Source organism: Rhodanobacter geophilus (assembly GCF_040812275.1).
Lineage (GTDB): Bacteria > Pseudomonadota > Gammaproteobacteria > Xanthomonadales > Rhodanobacteraceae > Rhodanobacter_A > Rhodanobacter_A geophilus.
Window position 1 is genome coordinate 93,391 of sequence record NZ_JBFOHL010000009.1, and the last position, 16,329, is coordinate 109,719.

The window sequence follows — 16,329 nt, forward strand, 5'->3', positions numbered from 1 at the left end:
CCGCCTCCGCCGGAGCAATGGCGCAGCCATTGCTCCGCGTGCGGCCATCCATGGCCGCGCCCGTACCCTGTGACGCCTTGCGGGCGTTACAGGGTACGGGCCACCTCGATGCGCTCGAAGCACTCGATCTGGTCGCCGACCTTGACGTCGTTGTACTGCTTCACGGCGATGCCGCATTCCATGCCATTGCGCACCTCGTCGACCAGGTCCTTGAAGCGGCGCAGCGATTCCAGCTCGCCCTCGAACACCACCGTGTTGTCGCGCAGCACGCGGATCGGCTTGCTGCGCTTGACGTGGCCCTCGGTGACCATGCAGCCGGCGACCGCGCCGAACTTGGAGCTGCGGAACACCTCGCGCACCTGGGCGATGCCGATGATCTCCTCGCGGATCTCCACGCCCAGGAGGCCCGAGGCGGCCTGCTTCACCTGGTCGATCACGTCGTAGATGATCGAGAAATAGCGCACGTCCAGGCCGGCGGTGTCGATCACCTTGCGCGCCGAGGCGTCGGCACGCACGTTGAAGCCGATCACCAGCGCCTTGGAGGCCGCGGCCAGGGTGGCGTCGGACTCGGTGATGCCGCCGACGCCGGCGGAGATCACGTTGACCTTGACGTTCTCGTTGCCGATCGAGCCCAGCGACTCGCGCAGCGCCTCGACCGAACCCTGCACGTCGGCCTTGACCAGGATGTTGAGCGTCTGCTGCCCGGTGCCCTGGCCCATCTGCGCCATGATGTCCTCGAGGCGGTTGGCCTTGCTGACCATGCGCGTCTCGCGGCGCTTCTGCTGGCGTTCGGCGGCCACCTGCTTGGCCAGCTTCTCGTCGGCCACCACCACGAAGTCGTCGCCCGCCTCCGGCACGCCGGACAGGCCCAGCACCTGCACCGGGATCGAGGGGCCCGCTTCCTGCACGGTCTTGCCGGTCTCGTCGACCAGCGCGCGCATGCGGCCGTATTCGATGCCGCAGACCACGAAGTCGCCGCGCTTCAGCGTGCCCTGCTGCACCAGCACGGTGGCCACCGGGCCGCGGCCCTTGTCCAGGCTGGATTCGATCACCACGCCCGAGGCCGGACCGTCGAACACGGCGGTCAGCTCCATCACCTCGGCCTGCACCGAGATCGCATCGAGCAGCTCATCGACGCCCATGCCGGTCTTGGCCGACACCGGCACGAACGGCGTGTCGCCACCCCATTCTTCCGGGATGACTTCCAGGTTGCCCAGGCCCTGCTTGACGTGGTCCGGGTTGGCGTCGGACTTGTCCATCTTGTTGAGCGCCACGATCAGCGGCACCTTGGCGGCGCGCGCGTGCTGCACGGCTTCCGCCGTCTGCGGCATCACGCCGTCGTCGGCGGCCACCACCAGCACCACGATGTCGGTGGACTGCGCGCCGCGGGCGCGCATCGCGGTGAACGCGGCGTGGCCGGGGGTGTCGAGGAAGGTGATCACGCCCTTCGGCGTGTCCACGTGGTAGGCGCCGATGTGCTGGGTGATGCCGCCGGCTTCGCCCGAAGCGACCTTGGTGCGGCGGATGTAGTCCAGCAGCGAGGTCTTGCCGTGGTCGACGTGGCCCATGATGGTGACCACCGGCGGACGCGACTCCTTCTCGCCCTCCAGCTCCACGCTCTGGGTATGCGCGGCCAGCGCGGCCTCGGCGTTGTTGGCGTTGACCTCGACCACCTTGTGGCCGAGTTCCTCCACCACCAGCGCGGCGGTGTCGTGGTCGATGGTCTGGTTGATGGTGGCCATCACGCCCATCTTGAACAGCGCCTTGACCACCTCAGAACCCTTGACCGCCATCTTCTGCGCCAGCTCGGCGACCACGTTGGCGTCGCCCACCACGACCTCGCGCACCACCGCGGCGGTGGGACGGGTGAAGCCGTGCGCACCGCCGGCCGGCGAGCCGCCGCGCGCAACCTCGCGCACGGCGCCCTTGCCGGGCTTGCCGCGCTTGCCGCTGGAACGGCGGGCGCGATCGGCGTCGCTCAGGTGCAGCTCGCCGCCGGCGAAACGCTTGCCGCCGGCCACGTCGTCGCGGTCGCGACCGCCGTGGCGGGACTTGCCGCGGGCGGCGTCGGCGGATGCCGGGGCCGCCGCGGCACGGGCGGGTGCCGGAGCCGGGGCGGGCGCGGGCGTCGGCTTGACCAGCTTCTCGCGCTTGCGCGGCTCGTGCACCTGTGGAACGATCATGCCGAGACCGCGCGTGTCGAGGCGCTGCACCGCCGGCTGCGCCGCTTCGGCGGCCTCGCTGGCGACCACCGGCTCGCCCGCTTCCGGTGCGGACTCGGGGCTGGCCTCTTCAGGCTCGGAGCTGGGCTCGGCCTCGACGGGGCTGGCGACCTTGGCCTCGGCCTCGCGGCGACGCTCCTCGGCCTGTTCCTGCGCGCGGCGACGCTCTTCCTGTTCGCGCTGCAATGCTTCCTGCTTGCGCTGCTCGGCGTCGTGGCGCTCCTGTTCTTCCTGCTTGCGCTGCTCGCGGGACTCGGCCAGCTTGCGCACGGCCTCCTCGCGCTCGGGCTCGGCGCCCGCCTCTTCAGCGATCACGCTGCGCTTGACGTAGGTGCGCTTGGCGCGCACCTCGACGTTGACCGTCTTGGCGGTGCTGGCGGCGCCGCGGCCGCCCGGCGTGGAAACCTTGAGCTCGCCCACGGTGCGGCGCCGCAGCGTGATCTGGCGCGGCGCGCTGTCGACGGTCTCCGCGGCGGGTTCGTTCTTGCCGTGGGTGCGCCGCAGGAAGCCCAGCAGCTTCACCTTCTCGGTGCTGCTGATGACCTGCTCCGGATCGGAGAATTTCATGCCGGCCTCGCCAAGCTGCCCCAGCAGCTTGTCGACCGGCATGCCCAGCACCTGGGCGAGTTGTTTGATCGTGACATCCGACATCGTGTTCTTTCTCCGCCGTTCCCGCGCTTGTCGTCCGTGCGGCCTCGCCTGCACGTACACCGCCATCCCTGGTGGAAGACCCTAGGCCTTCCTCGGCGCGCCCGTCCCGGGCGCCGCCGTTCGCGGTTAGCCGCCCTTCTCCAGCTGTTCGATCATCGGTGCGCGCGCCGCCATGATCAGTGACGCGGCACGCTCTTCGGTCATGCCCTCGATGTCGATGAGGTCGTCCACCGCCTGGTCGGCGAGGTCGTCGACCGTCACTACGCCGCGGGCCGCCAGCGCGTAGGCCGTGGTCTCGTCCATGCCCTGCAGCTCAAGCAGCTCCTCGCTGGGCTGGTGCTCGTCGATGGTCTCCTCGACGGCCAGCGCCTCGGTGAGCAGCGCGTCGCGGGCGCGGGCGCGCAGTTCCTCGACGATGTCCTCGTCGAAGCCCTCCACCGCCAGCAGCTCGGCGCTGGGCACGTAGGCGATTTCCTCGACGCTGGAGAAGCCTTCCTGCACCAGGATGTTGGCGATCTCCTGGTCCACTTCGAGCTTGTCCATGAACAGCTGGCGCGCGGCCTCCTGTTCGGCCTCGCTCTTGGCGGCGACCTGGTCCTGGGTCATCACGTTGAGCTGCCAGCCGGTGAGCTTGCTGGCGAGGCGCACGTTCTGGCCACCGCGGCCGATCGCCTGGGACAGCTTGTCCTCGGCCACCGCGATGTCCATCGAATGCTTTTCCTCGTCCATGATGATGGACTGCACCTCGGCCGGCGCCATCGCGTTGATGACGTACTGGGCCTGGTTTTCGTGCCACAGGATGATGTCCACGCGCTCGCCGTTGAGGTCGTTGGACACCGCCTGCACGCGCGAACCGCGCATGCCGATGCAGGCGCCGATCGGATCGGTGCGGCTGTCGTGGGCCACCACCGCGATCTTGGCGCGGTCGCCCGGGTCGCGGGCGCAACCCTTGATCTCGACCAGGCCCTGGCCGACTTCCGGCACTTCCAGCTTGAACAGCTCGATCATGAATTCCGGCGCGGCGCGCGACACGAACAGCTGCGGCCCGCGCACCTCGGACTTCACTTCGAAGAGATAGCCGCGCACGCGGTCGCCCACGCGCACCGACTCGCGCGGGATGGTCTTGTCGCGCGGAATGAAGGCCTCGGCGTTGCCGCCCAGGTCGAGGTAGATGTTGCCGCGCTCGACGCGCTTGACGATGCCGGTGATCAGCTCGCCCACGCGGTCCTTGTAGGCGTCCACCACCTGCTGGCGTTCGGCTTCGCGCACGCGCTGCACGATCACCTGCTTGGCGGCCTGCGCCGCGATGCGGCCGAACTCGGCGTTCTCGATCTGCGTCTCGATGTATTCACCCACCTGGGCATCGGCGCGCTCGTCCAGCGCGTCCATCAGGCGCAGCTGGTAGAACGGCGACTCCATCTCGCCGTCGTCGGCGATGATCTCCCAGCGACGGAAGGTCTCGTACTCGCCGGTGTCCTGGTCGATCGACACGCGGATGTCCGGCTCCTCGTCGGGGTAGCGCTTCTTCGCCGCCGAGGCCAATGCGGCCTCCATCGCCTCGAAGATCACCTCGCGCGGCACGCCCTTCTCGTTGGCAACCGCGTCGACCACCAGCAAAAGCTCTTTGCTCATTGCAGCAACTCCATGGGCGCCCCGCGGCGACCGCTTGGTAACTTGGCTTCTGCGCTCGTCCCTGAACGCCAGGATCAACAAGCAGCCATCCATGGCTGCACTTTTCAATGTCTTTGCCCGTCCGTGCGTGGCTTCGTACTGCGGCCGTCCATGATCGCATGGTTGAACGGGATGATTCAGGCTTTCTTCTTGTTGCCGGGCGCCTTGCCGGGCTTGGGCTTGGGCGCGTAGCCCAGCGCCACCCAGTCCGGCACCACCCGTGCACTTTCCACCTGGGCATGCTCGAGGGCGAACACCCTGTCCTCGGCCTCCAGCGAAATGCGCTCGCCCTCCACCGCCAGCAGCTTGCCGCGCAGGCGGCGACGCCCTTCCAGCGGTACGCGCAACAGCAGCTTCACCTCCTGTCCGACCACCCGTGCGAATTGCGCGGCGGTGAACAGCGGACGATCGAGGCCGGGCGAGGAAACCTCCAGCACATAGTGGCCGGGGACCGGGTCTTCCACGTCCAGCAGCGCGGAAAGCTCGCGGCTGGCCGCCTCGCAATCCTCGATGCCCACCTCGCGTCGCTCGCCATCGGCGGCGCCTTCGGGAAGGTCGAGATAGACGCGCAGGGTGCTCTGGCCCTGCGATGGCGCGAATTCCACACCCAGACATACCAGGCCGAGATCGGCCAGGACGGTGCTGAAGCGTTGTGCAAGTGCGTGCGTGTCCATCAGTGCGTATCCAGGTCGCGAAAACAAAAAATGGGCTCAAGCGGCCCATTCCCTGCTCCTTGCGGGAGCGTCCTCGCCGATGTCCCGACTCCGGGCAACCCCTCCGGCGCCGGCGGCCATGGACCGCTGCAGGCGCGACGCATCCCTGCGCCCAACAAAAAAGCCTCACGAGGAGGCTTTCTTGTCCAAGAAAGATCTGGTTGCGGGGACAGGACGCGGTCTCTGCAACCGGGATCCTCGTACTGCCACTTGGCCGCATCAGAGTTCGGGGATCATAACTGGAATACCGCCGCGTCGCAAGGCAGGGTCCTGCTGCGTCGCAGGGGCACCCGAACCTCCGAAGGCAGCCGGGCGGCCCCGGCCTGGGCATGCCCATGCCTCATTGCCGATGGCGAACCCGTCCGCACTGCCAGACGGGCGGCTCGCGGTGAAGCTGCGTCCCGGGCGTGCAGGCGTCGCAGCCCACTGCGCCGGCAATATCGCGCACGAATGGCGAGGGTCGCTCTGCATGCGGCAACGCCGCCCGGCAACATCGCCATCGAAGCTTCGGACGGTTGCCGATGCATCAAGGCGCACACGCCGTCCGGGCCGGCCGCGTGACCATATCGACTGGATCCCGGTCGCAGGCTCAGATGACATCGGATTCAAGCTCTCGCAATCAAGATAAATCGACGTGAATTTCACATTCGCGTCACCGCACAATGCAGGCATCAATCCTTTGTCCGCGGGCGAATCACGACCATGGCACGGACCATTTGGCTGTTGTTCACTGACAAGCAATCCGGACGTGCAATCATCGATGCTCCAATTTCAGCCTGGCGATGACAAACCATCTCCGGCTGGCGCTCAACGTATCGACATCCTCGTGTAATGCCGGGGGCGAGATAATAAGCGGGGATACAACCCGCTTGCCGCTCACTGTCGAGCAGCTTTGCGAAACGCGCCACTTGCAATCGAAACAGGGCCACGAAACTCGCTTTGCCGCGAGTTTCCACTGAATAGTGACAGGAGGCCGGGACCGCCATTTCTAGCATCCTTGGATCGACGCTGGATCGGGATCGGGAGCATGACGGCGCTGTGTTTGAGCGGGTATTGATCGTCTGCATGGGTAATGTCTGCCGCAGCCCCACGGCCGAATACCTGTTTCGACAGCGCACGAGATCGCGTCACGTTGCATTCAGCAGCGCGGGTCTTTATGCGCCTGGCGGAAGGCCCATGGATGCAACCGCCCTGCAGCTGCTCGCGGAAAGCGGCATTGACGGCACGATGCATCGCGCACGCCAGCTGACTCCTGCAATGCTGCGCGAAGCCGATTTGGTGCTGGGCATGGAAAGAAGTCATGTCGACGCAATGATTCAGCTTTCACCCGAAATTCGCGGCAAGGCTTACCTGCTCGACAAATGGCTGAATGGAAATGATATCCCCGACCCTTATCGCCAGCACCGCGCAGCCTTTGAATATGTCCATGAAATGATCATCCGGGGGGTCGACAGCTGGAAGATTTATTTGTGATTCCTGTTTTCATGTCACGAGATGGCAATCGATATGACCGACACTCTGGAACGCGCGCAAAGCGACAACGAGATTGACCTGGGTGAATTGCTCGGCACGCTGCGTGATAACAAGTGGCTTATCGCGCGCATCACCGTTTTTTTTGTCGTGCTCGGCATCATCTATGCGATCGCGGCCACGCCTGTCTATCAGGCCACGTCGATGGTGCAGGTGGAACAGAAAGTCCCGGACCTGCCCGGCCTGAGCGCACTCAGCCAGACACTGGGGGCGTCGGATCCCGAAGCGACCACCCAGTCCGCACTGATCACCTCGCGCATGGTGGTCGGCGCAGCGGTGGACAAGCTCAAGCTCACGATCGAAAGCCACCCGAAGCGCCTCCCCTTGTTCGGCAACTTCATCGCCCGCCTCTATGCCTCGCACAATCCCGGCAAGGTGGCCTCGCCCTGGTTCGGAATGAACGGCTACGACTGGGGCGGCGCGAAGCTGGACATTTTCCAGCTGGACGTGCCGGACGGCCTGCTGGACAAGCCGCTGACCCTGATCGCCGGCAGGAACGGCGACTATGCCCTGCAGGACGAGAACGGCAACCTCCTGGTTGCCGGCAAGGCGGGACAATCCGCCAGCAGTCAGGGCGTGACCATCCAGGTCAAGACACTGCTGGCCAATCCCGGCACGCACTTCCGCGTTTTCCGCCATCGCCAGCTGACCGTGATCAACGGGCTGCAGAAGGCCATCAACGTCAACGAGCAGGGCAAGGATTCCGGCATCCTCGAGATGACCTACGACAATACCAATCCCGCGCTGGCCACCAACCTGCTCGGACAGGTCGGCCAGCTCTACGTGCGGCAGGATGTGGATCGCAATTCGGCCGAGGCGGCAAACAGCCTGGAGTTCGTCCGGGAGCAGCTCCCCAAGGTGCGCATCCAGCTGGAAAAGGCCACGGCGGCGCTCAACGCATATCAGAACCGGGTCCGTTCGGTCGACATCAACATGCAGACCCAGAGCCTGCTGAACCAGGAAGTTGCCGTCCAGACCAATATCCAGCAGTTGCGCCTGCAGCAGGCGGACATGCAGCGCCAATACACGCCCGCGCACCCGGCCTACAAGGCCTTGATGCAGCAGATAGGCCAGCTGGAAGCGCAAAAGGGCGCCATCGACAAGAAGGTGGGCGGCCTGCCTGATACCCAGCAGGAACTGTTGAAGCTGCAACGCGACGTGCAGGTCAGCAACGACACCTACACCGGCCTGCTCAACCAGGCGCAGCAGCTGGACATAGCCCGCGCAGGCACGGTGGGCAACGTGCGCATCGTGGACAAGGCCGCCGTGGACGTCACGCGGCCGGTATGGCCGAAAAAACCGATCGTGGTGCTGGGCAGCGCATTCCTGGGCGGCTTCGTGGCCCTGGTATGCGTCTTCGTCCGCCGCATGCTCAACCGCAGCATCGAGGATCCGGCCGCCATCGAAAGGATCGGCCTGCCGGTGTACGCCACCATTCCGATCAGCCTGCGGGAGCAGATGCTGCACGACAAGCATGTCCGCAGGGGCGACAAGCAGCGCCTGCTGGTCACGGAGGCGCCTGCGGACCTGGCCACCGAAGCCCTGCGCAGTCTGCGCACCAGCCTGCACTTCGCCCGCCTGGAAGCGAAAAACAATGTGCTGATGATCTCCGGATCCGGCCCGGATGTCGGCAAGACCTTCGTTGCCGCCAACCTCGCCGCCGTCATCGCGCAAAGCAACCAGCGGGTATTGCTGATCGACGGCGACATGCGCATGGGCTCGCTGCACAGGATCGTTGGCAGCAAACCCAGCGCGGGCCTTTCCGAGCTGATTTCCGGCCAGGCCGACCTGGACGAGGCAACACACCAGATCGGGTCGCTGGAAAACCTGCACTTCATCGCACGCGGCAAGGTGCCGCCGAATCCTTCCGAGTTGCTGATGAACGCCCGGTTCTCCGCATTGCTCGATCACCTGAAGCGGATGTACGACCTGATCATCATCGACACGCCGCCCATCCTGGCGGTGACCGATGCCGCGCTCATTGGCCACCATGCCGGCACCGCCCTGCTGGTGGTGCGCTTCGGGCTCAATCAGCCGCGCGAAATCGCGCTGGCCAGGCAGCGCTTCGAGCAGAACGGCGTTCCGATCAAGGGCGCCATCTTCAATGCCGTGGAAAAGCGCAGCAGCGGCTACTACGCCTACGCCTACTACGGCGTCGGCAAGGCGCTGTCATGACCGCCGGCCACGACACCAACGCGACACGCGACGAGGCAGGCTGCATGCGCCGGGGGAACGAATGACGACGGCCACGACGACGCCAGCGCCCGATCGGCGCGGCGCCGCGGACGCCCTCCCGGGATCACGCAGGATCAGTTCCATGCCCAGCTTGAAGAACTTCGCCCTCATCGGCGCCGCCGGTTACATCGCCCCGCGCCACATGCAGGCCATCAAGGCCTCCGGCAACCGCCTGCTGGCGGCCTTCGATCCGAACGACTCGGTGGGCATCATCGACAGCCATTTCCCCGACGCCGACTTCTTCACCGAGTTCGAGCGCTTCGACCGCCACGTCGACCTGCGCCGGCGTGCCGGGAACGGCGGCCAGATCGACTACGTCGCCATCTGCTCGCCGAACTACCTGCACGATTCGCACATGCGCTTCGCCCTGCGCTCCGGCGCCCACGCGATCTGCGAGAAGCCGCTGGTGCTCAATCCTTGGAACATCGACGGCCTGGCGGAGATCGAGCGGGAAACCGGCAGGCGCATCAACACCATCCTGCAGCTACGCCTGCACCCCGCGATCATCGCCCTGCGCGACAAGGTCCGGCACGAACCGGCGCGCGGCAAGCACGAGGTGGACCTTGCCTACGTCACCTCGCGCGGCCACTGGTACCTGCAGAGCTGGAAGGGCGATCCGAAGAAATCCGGCGGCATCGCCACCAACATCGGCGTGCATTTCTTCGACATGCTGCATTACGTGTTCGGGGCGCTGCAGCTCAACGTGGTGCACCTGTGCAGCGAAACGAAGGCGGCCGGCTACCTCGAATACGAGAATGCCCGCGTGCGCTGGTTCCTGTCGGTGGATGTCGAGGACGTGCCCGCCGCACAACGCGAAGCCGGGCAGCGCACCTACCGCTCGATCACCGTGGACGGCGAGGAGATCGAGTTTTCCGGCGGCTTCACCGACCTGCACAACCGCAGTTACGAGGAGATCCTCGCCGGCCGCGGCTTCGGCCTGGAGGAAAACCGCACCGCCATCGACACCGTGGCGGCGATCCGCAACGGCAAGGCCACCCCCTCCGCGGGCGACGTTCACCCGTTCCTGCAACGGCAAGCCTGAAAAGGACGCAGCATGGACCACTACCAGCACCCGTCCGCCATCGTCGATGAAGGTGCCCGGATCGGCGCAGGCTCCCGCGTGTGGCACTTCGTGCACGTCTGCGGCGGCGCCCGCATCGGCAAAGAGGTTTCGCTCGGCCAGAACGTGTTCGTCGGCAACCGGGTCGTCATCGGCGACCGCTGCAAGATCCAGAACAACGTGTCGGTGTACGACAACGTGACGCTGGAGGAAGGGGTCTTCTGCGGCCCCAGCATGGTGTTCACCAATGTCTACAACCCCCGCTCGCTGATCGAGCGCAAGGACGAATACCAGGACACCGTGGTCCGCCGCGGCGCCACCCTGGGAGCGAACTGCACCGTCGTCTGCGGCATCACCATCGGCGAGTTCGCCTTCGTCGGCGCCGGCGCGGTGGTCACCCGCGACGTGCCGGCCTATGCCCTGATGGTGGGTGTGCCGGCGCGGCAGATCGGCTGGATGAGCGAATTCGGCGAACGGCTCGACCTGCCGCTGGAAGGCCACGCCGAAGCCGTCTGCGCCCATACCGGCAGTCGCTACGTGCTGGCCGGCAGCACGTTGCACAGGCAGGGCGCCGGCACATGATCGACTTCATCGACCTCAAGATCCAGCAAGCCCGCATCAGGGACCGCCTCGACGCCGGGATCGCACGCGTGCTGTCCCACGGCCAGTACATCCTCGGCCCCGAAGTGGCCGAGCTGGAGGCGAAGCTGGCCGCCTTCGTCGGCGCCAGGCATTGCATCAGCTGCGCGAACGGCACGGACGCGCTGCAGATCGCGCAGATGGCGCTGGGTATCGGCAGCGGCGACGAAGTCATCATGCCCGGCTTCACCTACATCGCCACGGCGGAAACGGTGGCGTTGCTGGGCGCCAGGCCGGTGTACGTGGATATCGATCCGCGCACCTACAACCTCGATCCCGCCGGGCTCGAGGCGGCGATCAACCCGCGGACCCGCGCGATCATCCCGGTTTCGCTTTACGGGCAGTGCGCGGATTTCGATGCCATCAATGCGATCGCCGGCAGGCATGGCATTCCGGTGATCGAGGATGCCGCGCAGAGTTTCGGCGCGCTCTACAAGGGGCGGCGATCATGCAACCTGAGCACGATCGCCTGCGCCAGCTTCTTCCCCAGCAAGCCACTGGGCTGCTATGGCGACGGCGGGGCGGTTTTCACCAATGACGACCAGCTTGCCCAGGCCGTGCGGCAAATCGCGCGTCACGGCCAGGATCGCCGCTACCACCACGTTCGCATCGGCGTGAACAGCCGGCTGGACACGTTGCAGGCGGCCATCCTGCTGGCCAAGCTGGAAATCTTCGAGGACGAAATCGAACGGCGGCAGCGCGTCGCGGCCCGTTACGGTGCGCTGCTCGCCGGAGCCGGCAGCGCCACCCTGCCCCATGTCGAACCGCACAACACCAGCGTCTACGCCCAGTACACGATCTGTGTGGACGATCGCGACTCCGTGCAGGCACGACTGAAGGACGCGGGCATTCCCACCGTGGTGCATTACCCGGTTCCGATCAATCGGCAGCCCGCGGTGGCGGATGCCGGCGCGCGTCTCCCGGTGGGCGACGAAGTGGCCAGTCGGGTACTCAGCTTGCCCATGCACCCGTATCTGACGGAGTCACAGACAAGCCTGATCGCGGAAAACATCATCGCGGCCTCCATGAAACAGGTTCGGCCATGCTCGATCTCCTTGCCAGGCTGATAAGCGGTTCGGTCAACTGGGCGCAGCGCAGGAGCCACGTCCGGCGATTGCGCGAGTACAGCGGCATATCGCCGCGCGCCACGATCGGCCTGGGATCGAAGCTGATCGGCCCCAAGCAGCATTTCCTGATCGGCGAGCAGAGCTATCTCAACCAGGCGCACCTGTCATGCGGCATGCATTCCAAAGTCGTCATCGGCCGCAGCTGCGCCATTGGCTACAACGTCTCGATCAAGGCGATCACGCACTCGCAGGACAGGCCCACCAACAATGCGGCGGGCCCGATCATCCACCTGGAGCGCGACATCGTCATCGGCGATGACTGCTGGATAGGCGACAACGTCTATATCCGGGAAGGCGTCACGCTGGGCAACAACGTGATCGTCGGTGCCAATTCCGTGGTCACGCGATCGGTACCGGACAACCGGGTGATTGCCGGTGTTCCCGCGCGAGTCATCAGGGAGCGATGACATGCAAGCACCGACCATGTCGTCCCGGCATCTGCACCAGCCGCCTGGCGGCGGCGATCTCTCCAGGGAACGGGCGCCTGCGCTGCACCGGCATGGATGCGTGGCCGGCGTGACCTGTCAGCAGTTATGGCCAATGCAGGATCTGCACGCATGAAGAAAATCATATTCGACAAATGCTATGCGTTTTCCGGTGACGCGGAACTGGAAGAGCTGCTCGCGGAAAGCCTGGACCTGTACGCGGATGCCGGCGACCGCGAGCCCGAGGTGAACGTACGCATCGGCCGCGCCGTGCCCGCGTACAAGCCTTCCTCGATCAATCCCAGGGTGCACGAGACATTCGAGCGCGGGATGCTGACATCCTTTCCCACCGTCGACGTCTACTGGGAGCGTGCCGGCGACGATCGCCTGGAGGTGGACGTCGTCATCAAGCCGCGACGCGGCATCCGGCGTACGGTCCACAAGCTGCTGTCGATGGAGTATCCGCGCGAGGCCGAGGCGTTCGAGCAGATCCTGCACGAGTTCGTGCTGGTCCCGTCGGTCTATTTCTTCAAGGACGTGGTGCCGATCCATGCCGCCTCCGTGGCGATCGGCGGCAGCGCCTGCCTGCTCGCCGGCACCGGCGGTGCCGGCAAGTCGTCGGCCATGCTCGCGCTGAGGGACAGCGAGGATGTCGGCTTCGTCAGCGACGATATCGTCGTCATGTCCGACACCGCACGCGTCAACGGCAACATGGCGTGGCCGAAGATCTACGGCTACAACTGCGTCGGCAACGCGATGAAAAGCGAGATTCTCGCGGGCCGCGGATGGATCGACCGCGCCCACTTCAACATCAAGAACCATGTGAACTCCGCCAACGTGCGACGCAAGATGTCGCCCGACCGCCTGTACAGCCGGGTGGAGTCCGCTTCGGTGCCGTTGTCCCGCCTGTACTACGTGGTGCGCGAGAACGTGCCCGAGATATGCGTGTCCGAGCTTGACCTGGCCAATGCCGTCGAGATGACGATTGCCGTCATCAGCGCCGAATACAGCATTTTCCACGACCATCTCTACTGGGAGAAATACAACGCGCTGGCCACGGGGCGGCCCGCGATGCTGACGATGGAAGAAGTGACCGCGAACTGGCGCCGCGTGCTCACGACGAGCCTCGCCACGGCAGGCCGCTTCAAGATCAGCGTTCCCTTCGAGGTGGACCATGCCGTCTACCAGGACAGCGTGACCGACATCGTCGTCACGGGCATGGCCGCATGATCGTGAACATCGCCATCCTGACCAATGCCTATCCCTACCTCCCCGGTGAGCAGTTCATCGAGGACGAGATCGGCTACTGGGCCGCGCGCACCGATGCCCGCGTGACGCTGCTGCCGGCGCTGGCCGCGGGAGCGCCGCGGCCCGTGCCCACGGGCATCGCGGTCGACCTCGGCATGGCGCGCTCCGCCAAACACCGGCGACTGTGGTTCATGCTGCTGGCGCTGTGTTCCGCGATCTTCCGGCGTGAGCTCGGCCAGCTGCGGCGGTCGCGCAAGACGAATCCGCGCACGGTCGTGCGCGCCCTGCTGCACACATCCAAGGTGTTCGAACAGGCCGCGCAGTTGCGCCGATACGCCGGCAACCACGGCCCGATCGACGTGGCCTACTGCTACTGGAACGAAACGCAGGCCTGTGCCGCCGTGCTGGCCAGGAAGGCCGGCGCGGTGCGCAAGGTCGTCTCCCGCGTGCATGGCTTCGATCTGTACGAAGCGCGCCGCAGGGACGGCTACATGCCGCTCAAGCGCCAGTTCATTGCCGACTACGACGCGGTCTTCGCGCTGTCGCGCGAGGCGCGGGCCTACCTGCAACGGACCTACGGCGCCCCGCCGGGCAAGGTCCGCGTCAGCCCGCTGGGCGTGCCGCTGGCCGGCGCGCGCGCGCGCCCGAGCGCGGCCGGATGCCTGCGGGTGGTGTCGGTTTCCTCCTGCCTGCGCGTGAAACGGCTGGACCGGATCGTCGGCGCCATGGCCCTGCTCGGCCGCCGTCATCCGGACATCAGCATGACCTGGACACATATCGGCGCCGGCCCGCTGCTGGAGGAAATCACGGCACAGGCCAGGGCGGAACTGCGCGGGCTGGGCAACGTCACCTGCACCTTCCTCGGCGAACTGCCCAACCATGCCGTCAAGGCGTATTACCTCAATACTCCGGTGGACATGCTGGTCAATGCCAGCGAATCCGAAGGCGTCCCGGTTTCCATCATGGAGGCCATGAGCGCGGGCGTGCCGGCCGTCGCCCCCGACGTGGGCGGCATCTCCAGCCTGGTATCCGACCGCTGCGGCGTCTTGCTGGGCCCGCGCCCCGATGCCCGGGAAATTGCCGAAGCAATGGAGCGGGTGGCGTTCGCGGACGGACGCGACAGCCGGCGCGCGCAGGCCCGGCAGGCGATCGAGGCCGGCTTCGACGCCGCCAGGAATTACCGGGATTTCGTTGCAGACGTGATCGCCATCGGCGCTTCCAGCGACAGGCAACCGGAACGCGCCTTTCAGCGGCCGGCATACCGGATCCGACAAGCGACAAGACGGTGATCACGACAACGGCTCAACAGGACAGGTCGACGGGTGAACATACGAACCGTGCTGGCATTTGCCATCGGCCCCATCGCCACCGCCGTGCTTGGCCTGGTGACGGTGCCGGTGATCGCCTGGGTATTTCCGCCCGCCGACGTGGGCCGGCTGAACATCGTGCAGATCGCGGTGTCGTTCGGCGTCCTGCTGTTCAACCTCGGGCTCGACCGCGCCTACGTGCGGGAATACCACGAATGGAGCGATCGCGGCGCACTGCTGAAAGCCTGCTTCACCCCGGGGCTCGCGCTGATGCTGCTGGTGATGCTGGCCACCATACCGATCGACGAGCGCCTGGCCGACTGGCTGTTCGGCCTCGGGCATATCGCGTATTACTGGACGCTCGTGGCCTGCGTGGTGGTGAGCTTCGTCTCGCGCTTCCTTTCGCTGATCCTGCGCATGCAGGACCGCGGCATGGCGTTCTCGCTGAGCCAGATCCTGCCCAAGGTGATTCTCCTGCTGGCCGTGGGCGTGCTGGCGCTGCCGGCCTTTTCGAGGTCGTTCGGTGCATTGGAAGCGGCCTACCTGGCTTCGCTGCTGGCCGTCCTGCTCGTCTACAGCCTGAACACCTGGCGCGAATGGAGCCCGGCCCTGCTGGCCCCGGTTTCCCGCGCGCAGGTTCGCGGCCTGCTCGACTATGGCGTGCCGCTGATCTTTGCCGGCGTGGCCTACTGGGGGCTGGATGCCACCAGCACGCTGGCCTTGCGTTCGCTGTCCACCCTGCCGGAGCTGGCGATCTATTCGGTCTCCATGAGCTTCGCCGGCGTGGGCGTGGTCTTCCAGACGATCTTCACCGTGCTGTGGGCACCGATGGTCTACAAGTGGGTGGCGCATGGCGTGGACATGCGGCGCGTCGACCACGTCGCCCAGCAGGCACTGGCCGTGGTCTGCACCATCTGGGCCCTGAGCGGAGCCTTGTCGTGGCTGACCGACTTCGTGCTGCCCGCGCACTACGCGCAGGTGAAGTACCTGATGCTGTGCTGCATCGGCGAGCCGCTGCTCTACACCCTCTCCGAAGTGACCTGCGTCGGCATCGGGATCACGCGCCGATCCATGTTGTCGCTGTGGTCGACCATCGCGGGACTGGTCGTCAACGTCGTCATCAGCGTGTGGCTGGTGCCCGACCATGGCGCGGCCGGCGCGGTGGTGGCCAACTCCGTTGCGTTCCTGGTTTTCTTCGTGGCGCGGACCGAAGCCTCGGCCCATGTCTGGCGCCCCTTCCCGCGCGCCCGGCTGTATGCGTTCGTCACGGCCGGCGTGGGCCTGTCCATCGCCACGCTGGTGTACGGTCCCCGCGCCCCGGTTCATCTCAGCCTGGTCTGGCTGGCGTTGCTGCCGGTCGTGATCTGGTGCTTCCGCACCGAATGGGCCGGCATGTACCAGTCGGTGCTCCACTCGCTCAGATTGGAGCGCATCTACCCGGAGCCGGAGGAAGACCCCGGCATGCTGCCATGAGCAGGATCGCGCCCTGCCGCATGCCGCG

General features: G+C 66.1%; 13 protein-coding genes. 9 read left to right on the forward strand and 4 right to left on the reverse strand.

Annotation, left to right across the window (positions count from 1 at the left end; all coding sequences use genetic code 11):
* Nucleotides 1-86: 86 nt before the first annotated feature.
* The 4 genes from infB to ABQJ56_RS11125 all read right to left on the reverse strand — a co-directional run bounded on the left by infB (nucleotide 87) and on the right by ABQJ56_RS11125 (nucleotide 6,243).
* The gene (gene infB / locus ABQJ56_RS11110) at nucleotides 87-2,873 is read right to left on the reverse strand and encodes a translation initiation factor IF-2 (protein ID WP_367845082.1); all 2,787 of its coding nucleotides are present in this window, start codon (nucleotides 2,871-2,873) and stop codon (nucleotides 87-89) included.
* A 126-nt stretch (nucleotides 2,874-2,999) separates the two neighbouring features.
* Nucleotides 3,000-4,505, reverse strand: a complete 1,506-nt coding sequence (gene nusA, locus ABQJ56_RS11115; RefSeq protein WP_367845083.1) for a transcription termination factor NusA — start codon at nucleotides 4,503-4,505, stop codon at nucleotides 3,000-3,002.
* Nucleotides 4,506-4,681: 176 nt separating this feature from the next.
* Nucleotides 4,682-5,218 (reverse strand): ribosome maturation factor RimP, encoded by a 537-nt coding sequence (gene rimP / locus ABQJ56_RS11120; RefSeq protein ID WP_367845084.1) that lies wholly within the window; start codon nucleotides 5,216-5,218, stop codon nucleotides 4,682-4,684.
* Nucleotides 5,219-5,928: 710 nt separating this feature from the next.
* The gene (locus ABQJ56_RS11125; protein ID WP_367845085.1) at nucleotides 5,929-6,243 is read right to left on the reverse strand and encodes a hypothetical protein; all 315 of its coding nucleotides are present in this window, start codon (nucleotides 6,241-6,243) and stop codon (nucleotides 5,929-5,931) included.
* Between the two features lie 52 nt (nucleotides 6,244-6,295).
* On the opposite strand from ABQJ56_RS11125, the gene ABQJ56_RS11130 reads away from it, so the two are divergent.
* The 9 genes from ABQJ56_RS11130 to ABQJ56_RS11170 all read left to right on the forward strand — a co-directional run bounded on the left by ABQJ56_RS11130 (nucleotide 6,296) and on the right by ABQJ56_RS11170 (nucleotide 16,301).
* A complete protein-coding gene (locus tag ABQJ56_RS11130) occupies nucleotides 6,296-6,730 on the forward strand; it encodes a low molecular weight protein-tyrosine-phosphatase (protein WP_496430680.1) in 435 nt (144 codons plus the stop codon).
* Between the two features lie 33 nt (nucleotides 6,731-6,763).
* Nucleotides 6,764-8,962 (forward strand): polysaccharide biosynthesis tyrosine autokinase, encoded by a 2,199-nt coding sequence (locus ABQJ56_RS11135; RefSeq protein WP_367845087.1) that lies wholly within the window; start codon nucleotides 6,764-6,766, stop codon nucleotides 8,960-8,962.
* A 142-nt stretch (nucleotides 8,963-9,104) separates the two neighbouring features.
* A complete protein-coding gene (locus ABQJ56_RS11140) occupies nucleotides 9,105-10,064 on the forward strand; it encodes a Gfo/Idh/MocA family protein (RefSeq protein ID WP_367845088.1) in 960 nt (319 codons plus the stop codon).
* A gap of 12 nt (nucleotides 10,065-10,076) precedes the next feature.
* On the forward strand, nucleotides 10,077-10,664 hold the full coding sequence (locus tag ABQJ56_RS11145) for an acyltransferase (RefSeq protein WP_367845089.1): 588 nt from the start codon (nucleotides 10,077-10,079) through the stop codon (nucleotides 10,662-10,664).
* On the forward strand, nucleotides 10,661-11,788 hold the full coding sequence (locus tag ABQJ56_RS11150) for a DegT/DnrJ/EryC1/StrS family aminotransferase (protein WP_367845090.1): 1,128 nt from the start codon (nucleotides 10,661-10,663) through the stop codon (nucleotides 11,786-11,788). The genes ABQJ56_RS11145 and ABQJ56_RS11150 overlap by 4 nt, the downstream gene beginning before the upstream one ends.
* A complete protein-coding gene (locus tag ABQJ56_RS11155; protein ID WP_367845091.1) occupies nucleotides 11,764-12,255 on the forward strand; it encodes an acyltransferase in 492 nt (163 codons plus the stop codon). The genes ABQJ56_RS11150 and ABQJ56_RS11155 overlap by 25 nt, the downstream gene beginning before the upstream one ends.
* 96 nt (nucleotides 12,256-12,351) lie before the next feature.
* The gene (locus ABQJ56_RS11160) at nucleotides 12,352-13,503 is read left to right on the forward strand and encodes a hypothetical protein (protein WP_367845092.1); all 1,152 of its coding nucleotides are present in this window, start codon (nucleotides 12,352-12,354) and stop codon (nucleotides 13,501-13,503) included.
* The gene (locus tag ABQJ56_RS11165) at nucleotides 13,500-14,810 is read left to right on the forward strand and encodes a glycosyltransferase (protein ID WP_367845093.1); all 1,311 of its coding nucleotides are present in this window, start codon (nucleotides 13,500-13,502) and stop codon (nucleotides 14,808-14,810) included. The genes ABQJ56_RS11160 and ABQJ56_RS11165 overlap by 4 nt, the downstream gene beginning before the upstream one ends.
* Before the next feature lie 33 nt (nucleotides 14,811-14,843).
* Entirely contained in the window at nucleotides 14,844-16,301 is a 1,458-nt protein-coding gene (locus ABQJ56_RS11170) for an oligosaccharide flippase family protein (RefSeq protein WP_367845094.1), read from the forward strand.
* Nucleotides 16,302-16,329 lie beyond the last annotated feature (28 nt).